We start from the raw sequence: 13,165 nt of genomic DNA, 5'->3' as shown, positions 1-13,165 counted from the left end.
TGAGCAGATGAATGCAAAAGTATTGAAAGCAAAAGTTTCAAAACGTGTTCAGCGCAAGCGCCGCATCCGTGCAAACATCAACGGTACGGCAGCAAAGCCGCGCGTCAGCATCTTCCGCTCTAACCGCTACCTCAGCGTCCAGGCAATCGACGACGCGAGCGCGGTGACACTGGCAGCTTCCAACACGAAGCCGCTGGGTGCGAAAGCGAACAAAGAGGGTGCGGCAGCACTGGCAGCGGATTTCGCAGGCAAGCTCAAAGCAGCCGGCGTCAGCGAGATCTTCTTTGACCGTAACGGTTACGTCTACCACGGCGTCGTTGCGGCCTTTGCCGATGCACTTCGCGCGAACGAAATTAAGTTCTAAGGACTGATCGATGAAAGATATCAACAGAGAAGAATTCGAAGAATCGATCGTACACATCGGTCGGGTCACTAAAGTTGTCAAAGGTGGTCGTCGCTTCCGTTTCACCGCGCTGGTCGTGGTCGGTAACAAGAACGGCGTCGTCGGCTTCGGCTACGGTAAGGCCAAAGAGGTTCCGGACGCTATCCGCAAAGCGGTTGACGAAGCGTTCAAAAACTTGACGGATGTTAAGATTAAAGGGACTACAATTGCGCACGATATCGAGCACAAGTTCAACGCAAGCCGCATCCTGATGAAACCGGCATCCGAAGGTACCGGTGTTATCGCCGGTGGTGCGATGCGTCCGGTTCTCGAACTGGCGGGTATCCAGGACATCCTGACGAAATCCATCGGTTCGAACAATCCGAATTCGGTTGTCCGCGCGACGATCGAAGCGCTTGCGCGTATGAAAGGATAAGCATATGGCACTCGAAAACTTGACACCTGCAGCGGGTTCTACCAGCGCTACTAAGCGCCTGGGCCGCGGTCAGGGTAGCGGTAACGGTAAGACCGCAGGTAAAGGTAACAAAGGTCAGAAGGCACGCAGCGGTTACAAAGCCAAGCGTAACTTCGAGGGTGGTCAGCAGCCGCTGGCTCGCCGTCTGCCGAAGATCGGATTCACGTCACGTGTTGTCAAACCGTACGTGATCAACGTTGACCGTATGAAAGCGGTCGCGGCACTCGACGAGATCACAGTCGAAGCGATCCGCGGTGTTCACAAGATGGGCAAAGCCGTGACGAAGGTTAAACTGGTCGGCGCTTCTGCGAAAGACCTCGCTTCCAAGATCAAAGACGAAAACGTTACAACAACCGGCAAGTAATGAACCAGCAGCTCATCAACAAGATCCTCATTACGATCGGGTTTCTGTTCCTCTACCGGCTCCTGGCCTACGTGCCGGTGCCGGGCGTAGACACTGCCGTCATCGCCTCCTTCTTCGATTCACACTCCTCCGATGCACTCGGTCTGTTTAACATGTTCAGTGGAAACGCCGTCGAACGTCTCTCCATCATTTCACTCGGTATCATGCCTTACATCACCGCGTCGATCATTATGGAACTGCTTGCAGCGACCTTCCCGAACCTCGGACAGATGAAAAAAGAGCGTGACGGCATGGTCAAATACATGCAGATCATTCGCTACTCCACGATCGCCATCACCCTCGTGCAGGCGGTCGGTGTCAGCATCGGTCTGCAGAGCATGACCGGCAAAGACGGCAGCAGCGCGATCCTGATGGACCATGGCACCTTTGTAATGGTGGCGGCGATCTCCATGCTCGCCGGTACAATGCTGTTGATGTGGATCGGTGAGCAGATTACGCAAAGCGGCGTCGGTAACGGTATCTCCCTGATCATCTTCGCGGGGATCGTTTCCGCGATCCCGTCCGCGATCGGTCAGACGGTCACGATGCTCAACACGGGTGCGATCAGCTTTATCACGGTCATTGCGATCCTGCTGCTGATCCTCGTCACCGTCGGCATTATCATCTACGTGGAACTCGGCGAACGCCGTATTCCGGTGACCTATGCCAAGAAAACGATGATGGCGAACCAGAACAAGCGCGTGATGAACTACATCCCGATAAAGGTCAACCTCTCGGGTGTCATCCCGGTCATCTTCGCTTCGGCGATCCTGATGTTCCCGATGACGGTGCTCTCATCCAGCACGAACCCGTATGTTCAGGCGGTAGCGGACCTGCTCAACCCGAGCGGCTACTTCTTCAACTTCCTGACCTTCCTCTTTGTCGTCTTCTTCGCATACTTCTATGCGTCGATCGTCTTCAACGCCAAGGATATCTCCGATAACCTGAAGCGCCAGGGCGGTTTCATTCCGGGTGTACGCCCGGGTGAAGCGACGAAGGAGTTCCTGAACGAAACGGCATCACGCCTGACGTTCACCGGGGCGATCTACCTCGGCCTGGTGGCGACACTGCCGTGGATCATCGTCAAGGGGATGGGCGTACCGTTCTACTTCGGCGGTACGGCCGTCCTCATCGTCGTTCAGGTCGCTCTTGATACGATGCGCAAGATTGAAGCGCAGATCTACATGAGCAAGTACGAAACTCTCAGCGCGGTTGGTCTGTAACTCCCATGGCCATCGCGCTGCGCAAACCTGAAGAGATCGAAAAACTCCGTGCCGCCAACGCCATTGTCGGCGGTACCCTTGACCTTCTCCGTAAAGAGACCCGTCCGGGACTGAGCCTCAAAGAGCTCGACGCCATGGCCGAGGATTATATCCGCAGCCACGGCGCGCGTCCCTCATTCAAAGGGCTCTACGGTTTTCCCAATGCCGTCTGTACCTCTCTTAATGAAGTGATTATTCACGGTATTCCCAATGATTACAAACTGCAAGAAGGCGATATCATCGGTTATGATATCGGGACGGAACTGAACGGCTATTACGGCGATTCGGCCATTACCGTTCCGGTCGGGAAGGTCACCGAGCAGGACGAGGCGCTGATCGCCTGTGCCAAAGACTCGCTCTATTACGCCATTGATACTATCAAAGAGGGGATGCGGTTCAAAGAGCTTTCCATGGCCATAGAACAGTTTATCCTCGAGCGCGGCTTCGTGCCGCTGCGCGGATTCTGCGGCCACGGTATCGGCAAGCGCCCCCACGAGGAGCCGGAGATCCCCAACTATCTGGAGGGCTCCAACCCCAAGGCGGGGCCGAAGATCAAGAACGGCATGGTGTTCTGCATCGAGCCGATGATCTGCCAGAAAGAGGCCAAGGCCGTGATCCTGGAAAACGGCTGGGACGTTGTCAGCAGCGACAACCTCCGCGGATCGCATTACGAACATACGGTTGCTGTCATCGGCGGCAAAGCGGAAATCTTATCATTACCCCAAGGAGTATAAATGGCAAAAGATGATGTCATTGAGGTTGACGGTACAGTAGTTGAAGCGCTGCCGAACGCGACTTTTCGTGTAGAGCTTGAGAACGGCCACGTGATCCTGTGTCACATCGCCGGCAAGATGCGGATGCACTACATCAAAATCCTTCCGGGCGATCGCGTCAAGCTCGAACTGACGCCGTACAGCCTGGACAAGGGCCGTATTACGTACCGCTACAAATAGGTCTTGCCTCCCCCATGGAATTCGCACTGCTTTTCAGTGCGTTTCCAGCATGAACTTTTAAACTTTTTGGATATAATTTCCCTCCTCGTCGGGATGTAGCGCAGTCTGGTAGCGCACCAAGCTGGGGGCTTGGGGGTCGCAGGTTCGAGCCCTGTCATCCCGACCATTTTCCACCACACATTTTTTCAATATTTAGGTTACTATTTCAGATTCCACTTTCGCCTTTACCGGCACGGAGCACTGCTTGCGGCAAATCAGCAATTTTGTCTACTGCGATGAGTTCATCGCCGACCTCCGATACGAGACCCGCCTGATGGCCAACCCCTATTACGACTTTCCCTATCTGATCATCGAGAACTTTCTCTCCGCAGAGGCCTGTGCGGAGATCGCCGCGTATACTTCTGAAAAGAGCGAGGGGGAGCGGGCCATGGTCAAGCACAGCCAACTCGGCGTCATTGTGCCCGAACTGGAAGAGGATATCCGGAAGACGGCGATCCATGAGCTGCCTGATATTCTGCTCGAAGGGTATCATCTGAGCTTTGCCTATTACCAGAAACAGATCGAAGACTATTTCAGTGTGGCGCTCACGACGGCGACGGAGGTTCAGGCCCTGGAGTACACCAAGGGTGGCTTTTATATCAAGCATGCCGATGACTCGAACGAGCTCGTCAATAGTGACGGGGAGACGGTGGGCTTTACGCAGGTGGCCCCGGAGCGCAAGATCACGACGGTGCTCTTCGCTACGTCGCACCGCGAGATAGAGGGGGAGGAACGCCACTTCACCGGGGGAGAACTGGTCTTTAATTACCTGTTTGATGCGGATGGCATGCCTATTCATATTCGGCCGAAGGCGGGGGATATGGTCATCTTTCCGAGCAATCCTGTTTACAGTCATGAGGTCCTGCCTGTCACCGGCGGATACCGGCTGACCCTTGTCCAGTGGCATGACGCCATCATCAGCTGAAAAAATCGGGGTAGCAGGAGGAGACAGAAAGCACGAAATAAAATGGTGTATAATGACTCAATGATGTAATAATTTCTCACAGTTCAATGAAATAAAACATTGGTTGAAGGAGAGGCGATGATCAAGTCGAATATCACCCTTTTCGAAGGGATTCTGCACCGCGCCTTTGACCGTTTTTATGAAGACCTGATCAAGAATACCTATGTGGAGGAGTTTCTCAAAGGGGTGGATCTCGCTAAGCTGAAGCAGGCCCAGCTTGCCAGTTTCCTTGAAGCCGTCTACGATGACGATGAGGCTTTTTTTGCACGTTTCAAACAGCTGGGCCTCTTCCATTTCAAGATGGGTCTTCCCTATGTCGAATACCGCGGCGCCTTCGATACGCTCTACACCTTCATGATCGACGAGCTCGAAGAGGTGAACGATATCAAGGGGTTGCCCGACGCGATCGAGCTCTATATCCGCCGGGCGATCAACGCCAGTGCCGCCGGTTACCTGGCGCCCAACCTTGACAGTGACCAGAAGACCCTCGAGCGCCAGATCAAGCAGCAGATCGGCATCCCCGCGGTCAAAGAGCACCTGGAGTGGATCCTCGAGGTGATCAAGGATATCCGCCTGATGAATCCCGACGCGCGGATCGAGTTTGACGAACACCGCTGCATGTGCGGCAGCTGGCTGCACAGCGAAGAGCTTGTGAAGTTTATCCCCGAACCCATGGTGCGGCAGGATATGCTGGACACCCACCGTGATATCCACCTGATCACCATGAACATCTACCGCTCCATCAAGCGCGAGGATTACCACAAGATCTTCATCGACTACGTCATGCTGGTCCGCCAGTCGATGTACCTCTACAACGAACTCAATATCAACGTCACCCAGCAGACACTTATTGATGATGTCTCCAAGGATGCCCTGACGGGTCTGCTCAACCGCCGCGACCTCATGGAGATCCTCAGCAGTGAGATCCGGCTGCACAGCCTGATCGGCACGGTCTTTTGCGTTGTGATGCTCGACCTCGACCACTTCAAGGCGATCAACGACACCTGCGGTCACCAGGACGGCGACGTGGTGATCGTCGGTATGGCGGAGACACTCTCAAAGCATTTGCGCAAAACCGATCATATCTTCCGCTACGGGGGGGAGGAGTTTTTGGCGATTCTGCCGGGGACGACGGCCCAGGAGGCATTTGCCATCTGTGAAAAGATTCGTACCGGTTTTGAAAACCGGAGCTGGGAAGGGTGCGTCATCACGACCCCCGTCACGGTCAGTATCGGCATCGCCGAATACAGCGAACGGCTGCGCGACAACCCCCGTCACCTCGTGTTCGAGGCAGATATGAACCTCTACCGCGCCAAACAGCTCGGCCGAAACCGGACGGTGATGTAGCACCGCTATTCGCCGGCATGCAGCTGCAGACAGGTGTGGCATCTGCTCCGCGCCAACCAGTCAGGAAATGCGCGCATGATGTGATTTAAACATCAGTAAATTGGTAAGAGAAAACCATAAGTATTTTCCCTCCTTCCCACTACATGAATTTCAGCCCCTGTTTATTGGAGAAGTATTAAGATGGCTGAAAATATTTAAAAAAGTTGAAAAATGCGCTACATTGTTTCCATGATACTCTTGTCCGCAGCCGTACTTTTCCAGGGATGCTCCGAGCGGGACCAACGCACTGAAACGAATACGATGCAAACCATCGACCCCGCCCTGCAGACGCTGGAGCTGCAGATCGAAACCGTTGAGCTTCCGGAGAACAACGAAACGGCAGTGATGCTTAAGACGGACGACGGGCAAGATATCACTTCCAATAAAAATATCGTCTGGCATATCAGCGATACAAACGTGACCGAGATCAACGGCACGAAGCTGTTCGCCAATGCGGAAGGGTCGGCGACGGTCCGGGCAGAAGTCGACGGGGAATATTCGCAGGAGCAGAACGTGACGGTCTACAAGATTATCCATGGCCACCGCCTACCGCCGGAACCCGACCCGAAGATCAATAATTCAACGCTGCTTGGAGTCGACAGCAATGATAACGGCGTTCGGGATGATGTGGAGCGGTGGACCATTCTGAAATACAAAGAAAAGCACCCCATTGTTACGTTGATTGGTCTACAGGGGGCCAGAGCCGCACAGATTATTATCCAGGAGCCGGAGAAGGGACGAGAAACGAGACATATTTTTAAGAAAGCTCAATATTGTTCTATTTATTTTAAATCGCGTGCAGATTATTATGGCGAACCATTACTTATTGATGAATTCATGTGGGGCGACGATTTTAATAATATTCAATTTAATACTACGCAAAGAGCACGTGCATATGCAATTTATAATGTAGCATTGAGTGGTGGCGTCTACTCCGCACCAACTAGTCAGGAAATGAGAAATCAATGCGATTTTAATGTTTTGGAAATGCTGAAGAATGGTCAATGAAAAAACTTATTTTTTTTGTCATTTTTATCATAATATTTTCAGGACCTACTAGTTCTAGTGAAATCGACGAACGAAAAAGTGATATATTTTTTGCAAACGGAATATTGACTACAGAAGCCGAAGCTGATCAACATTTACAAGACCGTTTATTCAGCATAGTGAGAAATGGCATTTATAATGGTGACGAAGATGAAATGGTGAAATACCACTATTTCAAACTTGCCTACAACTACAGTTTCAAAAAAAATTTCGGGAAGGCGGCAGGAGCACTGTTGGACATTATGGAGTCCTACGAACAACTGAAAAATACTTCAGTCGGATGGACTCTTTTTGATTTGGTGGTCAATTTCGCGAGCAAAAAATATCTGAAAGTACCCTCTTTGGGGTCGACTTCTGGCGGTACCACCAAAACGCTGAAGGAATATCTAATCGACAACGGAATGGCAGACTATCTTGCAGAGTTTGTAGAGGATCAAATCGGAAAGAATAATTACGACACGCTCATCAACATCCAGCAAGCTATACTGGGAGATTTAATTGACGCACAACATACTACTGATCTTAACGAACAAATATCATCTTATAAGGACACCATTCGTTCTGGACGAGCGGCGATTGTTGTGGCACATTCGCAGGGAAACCTTTTTGCCATTGAAGCCTATGATGGTCTTGAAGACGAACATGCGAAGACCGAACAAAGATGGTGGATGCAAAAATACTTTTATCATATCAGTGTGGCCTCCCCAGCGACGCGATTTGCGGGGGTAGATCATTGGCTAGTAACCTTTGAAAATGATCCTATAAAAAATATACCGGGCTGTGTTGGATATAACATACCGAATCATGTTGTGTATACCGGGGACCAAACCGGTTTGGGGGAACATATTATAGATACACCGTTTGAGTTCCATGGATTTGAATATTATATGGGGGAAGAGGTAACGGTAAACGGGAAACCTTATCAAACAGATAATGCAAAAACGGAGATCTTAGATGATGTCAAATTGGCCATACGTGCGCATGGCAATGCTGGTTCTCAATGGGAATGGAAGAAGAATAAAAATTGCCCGAACACCTGCGCAGCGCGTATTCTGCTTAAACATATTTCCGGCAATCATGAGATGGACCAAAAGATGTCAGATGTTGAGGTCCTTTCTTTTGACGATAGCGCTAAAGTCTTTCCCATGGATGGCTATACGGTTAAAGGCGATCCCGCAGGAGTTGGCATCAACGAAGTCAAAGACGGCACGGTTTGCTATGAACTGGAAGGCACTTCGCAAAAGACTTACGGCGTCGACGTTAACGATAGCGTAACACATGGAGTGTTGGAGATAACGCTGGATTGGGAAAGAGTCACAAGTGACTACGACCTTATAATCAGTCCCAACACAGAAGGCGGGGAGCTTGGCGGCGAAGTCGACGTACAGGTGTGCAATATGGAACACTATTATGTTGCCAGCGAAGGCGACATCGTTCCGGGGACGTATCCCGTTGGTGTGACGCAGGTTAATACGCCTGAAGCCTATTATCTCGATTGGCTGAACCTGACTTTTGTACTACCTGGGAGCAGTTCGAAAACAATGTCTTTCAACCATTTTTATGCTAACGGTAATGTCGCAAGAATCATTATTAAAAAGAAAGAGGACAAAAATTTTATATATTTCAAAGAAGATGATCGACAGACCGTGACCGGTAGCGGCGCAGAGGATAATACAAGCTCACGCTGCCAGCCGGGAGCATCAGAGGAGGACAGTTGCGGGTGTATAAAATGTGAATATCAGATCTTCAATACATTGAGTGGGACTCATCTAGGTCCGCTTTCCGGCGCTGACGTGAAGATTTATCATTTGGAAACCAACACTTCGGGTACCCTTGTCTATTCTGGAAGTACGGTCAAAAGCAATGATATGTTCAATGCAGGCCAATTCCAGTTTTCCGGCGAATTCATCCAAAGCCTTGAAGACGATTCCTGGTACCTTATAGAGGTCAGGGGCGGAGAGGATGTTGATGCCGATGATGACTTGACGCCAGACGCGCAGCCGACACAAAATCTTGGAACGATTCACGCTCTCGTGACCGGATACGCCATGAAGACCCGGCATCCGAAAGTCAATATCTTGACGGAGGTTGCCTACCAGATCGTCAAAAATGAACTTTGGGCCGAAGAGCTCAATACAACAAAAGTCTCTGATACGCTGGACGATGTCGCACGCCGATTGCTGCGCTCCAAAGTCTACCCGCAAGACGGGAGTGAACTGTTGTACACTGACCTCCTTGACTGGCTGCCGCAACTTGACCGGGGTTTAACCCTCATGAACTACGGTGTGTACATAGAACCCATCGTCCAGAAAGTACTTCTGGATCAACCGATCTATGCCGATGCTTATGACCTCGTCTATAATTCAAAGGCTACCGTGCCTTTACTGCTCACGACAACGTTACAGGTCAAAGAAGATGCTGCAATCGGTACAGAAATCGGTAACGTATATATTCTGAATGAGGGCAACAGCAGCATCAACTCTTTTGAGTTGTCCGGGGAGGATGCGTCGAGGTTTTCAATCGACGAGAATGGGATGATATCGACAAGAGCAGTGTTCGATTACGAGATGCAAAGGAGTTATTCACTTCTTGTAAAAGCGTTCAATGATTCCGGGGAAAGTCCGGCAACGCTGGTCAGGATCGTTGTAACTGATATTCCCGATGCACCGGCAATCTCTCTGCAGAAAAATCCGCTTCATCTGCACGAGAATACGCCGGAAGAGACAATCATCGCATATGCCCATATCACTCCCGGCAGCAGCCCGCTGGTTTCGGTCGAATTGGACGGCAACGACAGCGCGTGGTTTAGCATTGATCTGAACGGCACAATCCGGTTGACAAAACCGCTGCTTCCGCAAGCCGAAAAGAGTTTATATACTGTATACATCACGGCATTCAATGAAACCGAAGTCAGTCGAACAGTGCAGATGGATATCAGCATAGAAAAGGATGCGGTTTCACCTGTCATTGAAAGCTTTCATGGTCGCATCGACGAAAACAGTCCTGAAGGTACGTCCGTGGGCACCGTTTCCTTGCATCAGGCAAGTAATATTCCTATTGTGAGTTATGGGCTCAGCGGGACTGAGGAATTTGTTATCGATGATGACGGAAACATCTTTGTTGCGGCAAATACAGCATTAGACTATGAAAAGAGGAAATATTATACGTTTACCGTCACGGCGCTAGATATCGATGGAACGGTCATCATCGCCGATGCATACGTGACGGTGAATAATATCCCGGAAACGGCACCAATGCTGCGCGATTTGAATGTCACTATAAACAAGAAAAGTGCTGTCGGTAGTGTTGTCGGCAACATACTGGATGATGGCGGCGACAGCGACATCACGTATATCGAGCTCACCCCCGTCTCTCCGTTCAAAGCTCTAGCCTCCGGCGACATCGTCGTCGACGGGAATCTTTCGGGACAGGAGAAAACCCTGTTCGTGTTACAGGCAAGGGCTGAGAACGCATTCGGCTATAGTAATGAAGCCTCTGTCACTATCCTTCTTGGCAATTATATCGGTGTCGAAGACTTGTCGTTGTCGGCATATGACAATTCTCCCGCAGGAACAGCCATAGGGCAATTAACAATGACATTGAACGGAGGCACGGTTGAAACGATTGGCTTGAGCGGTACGGGAAGCGAGGATTTTGAAATCTCTTCGGATGGAACGATCCGTGTTGCTGCCGGGGTAACACTGAAATCGAGTCGACAGGATTACTATGCATTGAAAGCAACAGTGAATGGTTTATCAGAAGCAATAGTAGAGGTCCATGTTAAGTCACGTATAGTTGGTTCGCTTCCCATTGATGGTTCAATATGCGATGTGGTACTCTCATCTGATGAGAAGAAAGCATTTGTAGCGAATTATTCTTATGGATTGCAGATTGTTGACATCAATAATATTCAGCAGCCGCAAGTCATCCAAACGGTCAGCATGTCGGATGCACATACCAACGGTATCGCATTGTCTGGGGATATGAACAAATCCTACATTGCCACAACCACAGGCCTGAAAATAGTTGATATAAGCGATCCCTTTGCCGCCGTTATTATTGGTTCCGTCGATACCCCTGCAAGTGCCAACGATATTGTTCTCTCTCCTGACGGTACGAAAATTTATGTTGCCGATGATACATCAGGCTTGCAGGTTATCGATGTCAGCGACCCCGCCGAGCCTGCTATCATTGGCTCGGTCGATACACCGGATAGTTCACTGGGGGTTGCACTTTCTTCAGACGGAACAAAGGCCTATGTTGCCGATGGTACGTCCGGCCTTCAGGTTGTGGATGTCAGTAACCCTGCCAGCCCTGTTGTCATTGGTTCCGTAGATACACCAGGTAGCGCCAGGAAAATCACCCTCTCTCAAGACGGTACGATAGCATATATCGCCGACGATGCGTCAAGACTGTTAATCAGTATTGATGTTAGTGATCCTGCGCTGCCGCATATCATTGGTTCAGTGGACGTAATCGACGATTCTTGGTATGTATGGAGCGTTGTGCTTTCAGCTGATGGAACAGAGGCTTATGTCGGCAGTTGGGATAGGAACCTTCACTCTGATGGGACAAGCTATTTGGCCGGTCTTCTGCTGATAATTGATGTCAGTGACCCTACTGCGCCGAGCATCATAGCAAGTATCGATACCAAGGCCGAAGTATATCCACTGTATGCCCTGGGTCTAGACCTTTCTTCAGATGGAACAAAGGTCTACTTCGCGGAAGGAGGGGCAGGATTAAACATTTTTGATATTGGCGGCTATGAAGTGCCGGAAAAAGTACCGGGCATTATCGGTTTTTCGACAACACTTGAATCAAACATCTCTGTTGGAACATTTGTAGGCAGTGTGGAAACGGTGTATTCGGGGAATAATGGGATTACAGCTTTTAAGTTGATCGGAGAAGGAGCAGAGGATTTTTCAATTGATTTAAATGGTGATGTCATTCTGAAAAACGAACTTGATTATGCGACAAGAAACATTTATAGTCTCAAGGCAGTTGCAACGAATAGTATCGGCGATAGAGAGGTAGATGTCACCATACGAATTCATGAAATACCAGAATTGAAAGACTTGACGACTACGGTACACAGTATGGCGAAAGAGGGTACTTTTGTAGGACAAGTAGATATGTGGATTGATGATAATACAACAATTTCTGATATTACACTATTCGGTGATGGTGCTGAGAAGTTTACAATTGATAAAAATGGAGCCATTTATGTTGCCCCGGGGGCAGAACTTCATTATTTTGTTAAACCGACATACGATCTGCAAGTCATGGCCACAAACCGTTTTGGTAGTGGCGCCCCAGCAAATGTGACTGTAAATGTTTCAGCAATTAGTCACCTCATATATTTTGGCGCTTCAAACAACGTTGTATTCTCGGCGGATGAATCAAAAGCTTATGTTTCCTTTGACGATCATATAGGAATCTTCGATATAGCTGATCCAGATCAACCCCTAGCCATAAGTACACTCGCACTACCAAGTTGGGTATGGTGTATGTCACTTTCATCAGATGATTCTGTATTATTTGCAAGTATGTCGTCTGTCATGCAAATTATTAACATCACTGACCCAATGGCACCTGCTTTCCTTGGCACTGTTGATACGCCTGCTTTCATCTATGACATGGTGTTGTCTTCTGATGATAATAAGCTATACATCGCAGACAGTGGCTCTGGTTTACAGGTGGTGGATGTTTCTGATCCAAACGCCCCATATATACAAGGAGCAGTTGATACACCTTCGAATGCAACGAGTCTTGTCCTGACAGATGATTATAGACATGTCTATCTGGCAGATGGTACATCTTTACAGGTTATAGATGTTACTGATCCCGCTGCACCGACGATTTTCAGCACTTTTTCAAGAGCAGGTGATTATTACAATGCTATAAATATTTATGATGAGAACTCAAAAGTCTATCTTTTGGGATACTATAGTGGTTTGACGGCTTTGGATAGTAGCCAAGACAACAACCTGACTTTTTTGACTTCAATGCAAATCAGGGCTGATGATTCGGAGCTTTCATCTGATGGAACAAAAATATATGTCTTAAGTGGGGATTCTCCAGAAGTCTATGTAGTTGACGTGAGTAATCCTTTGTCACTTACGATTGAGAATGTAATACCATTGGCTTTCACAGGTGACAAGATATATGCCTCTTCACGGTCGAAACAACTGTACATTTTTGATTATAAAAATGGAGTACAGATGATAGACCTTACCGGATTACAATAAATATGT

At 49.3% G+C, this 13,165-nt stretch carries 10 protein-coding genes and 1 tRNA gene; all 11 read left to right on the top strand.

Features of this window, described 5'->3' with window-relative positions; translation table 11 throughout:
* The first annotated feature begins 7 nt into the window (after positions 1-7).
* The 11 genes from rplR (at position 8) to ACXWTF_RS09360 (ending at position 13,159) form a co-directional block, all read left to right on the top strand.
* Positions 8-364, top strand: a complete 357-nt coding sequence (rplR, locus tag ACXWTF_RS09410; RefSeq protein WP_231019339.1) for a 50S ribosomal protein L18 — start codon at positions 8-10, stop codon at positions 362-364.
* 10 nt (positions 365-374) lie between these two features.
* Positions 375-818, top strand: a complete 444-nt coding sequence (gene rpsE, locus ACXWTF_RS09405) for a 30S ribosomal protein S5 (protein ID WP_461714751.1) — start codon at positions 375-377, stop codon at positions 816-818.
* Between the two features lie 4 nt (positions 819-822).
* On the top strand, positions 823-1,221 hold the full coding sequence (gene rplO / locus ACXWTF_RS09400; RefSeq protein WP_461714750.1) for a 50S ribosomal protein L15: 399 nt from the start codon (positions 823-825) through the stop codon (positions 1,219-1,221).
* Positions 1,221-2,483: a preprotein translocase subunit SecY gene (gene secY / locus ACXWTF_RS09395; protein ID WP_231019336.1), complete on the top strand. Its 1,263-nt coding sequence runs from the start codon at positions 1,221-1,223 to the stop codon at positions 2,481-2,483. The genes rplO and secY overlap by 1 nt, the downstream gene beginning before the upstream one ends.
* A 5-nt stretch (positions 2,484-2,488) precedes the next feature.
* On the top strand, positions 2,489-3,256 hold the full coding sequence (gene map / locus ACXWTF_RS09390) for a type I methionyl aminopeptidase (protein WP_461714749.1): 768 nt from the start codon (positions 2,489-2,491) through the stop codon (positions 3,254-3,256).
* Positions 3,257-3,475: a translation initiation factor IF-1 gene (infA, locus tag ACXWTF_RS09385; protein ID WP_461714748.1), complete on the top strand. Its 219-nt coding sequence runs from the start codon at positions 3,257-3,259 to the stop codon at positions 3,473-3,475.
* An 89-nt stretch (positions 3,476-3,564) separates the two neighbouring features.
* Positions 3,565-3,641 (top strand) — tRNA-Pro (locus tag ACXWTF_RS09380).
* Between the two features lie 78 nt (positions 3,642-3,719).
* Entirely contained in the window at positions 3,720-4,439 is a 720-nt protein-coding gene (locus tag ACXWTF_RS09375; protein ID WP_461714747.1) for a 2OG-Fe(II) oxygenase, read from the top strand.
* A 117-nt stretch (positions 4,440-4,556) separates the two neighbouring features.
* Positions 4,557-5,825, top strand: coding sequence for a diguanylate cyclase (locus ACXWTF_RS09370; RefSeq protein ID WP_461714746.1), 1,269 nt, complete (start codon positions 4,557-4,559; stop codon positions 5,823-5,825).
* 210 nt (positions 5,826-6,035) lie between these two features.
* Positions 6,036-6,872: an Ig-like domain-containing protein gene (locus ACXWTF_RS09365; RefSeq protein WP_461714745.1), complete on the top strand. Its 837-nt coding sequence runs from the start codon at positions 6,036-6,038 to the stop codon at positions 6,870-6,872.
* Complete coding sequence (locus ACXWTF_RS09360) at positions 6,869-13,159, top strand: cadherin domain-containing protein (protein WP_461714744.1); 6,291 nt, start codon at positions 6,869-6,871, stop codon at positions 13,157-13,159. The genes ACXWTF_RS09365 and ACXWTF_RS09360 overlap by 4 nt, the downstream gene beginning before the upstream one ends.
* Positions 13,160-13,165: the final 6 nt, after the last annotated feature.

The organism is Thiomicrolovo sp. ZZH C-3, assembly GCF_054862725.1.
The sequence above is the reverse complement of the archived record's forward strand: the minus strand, read 5'-3'. Positions and strand labels throughout refer to the sequence as shown.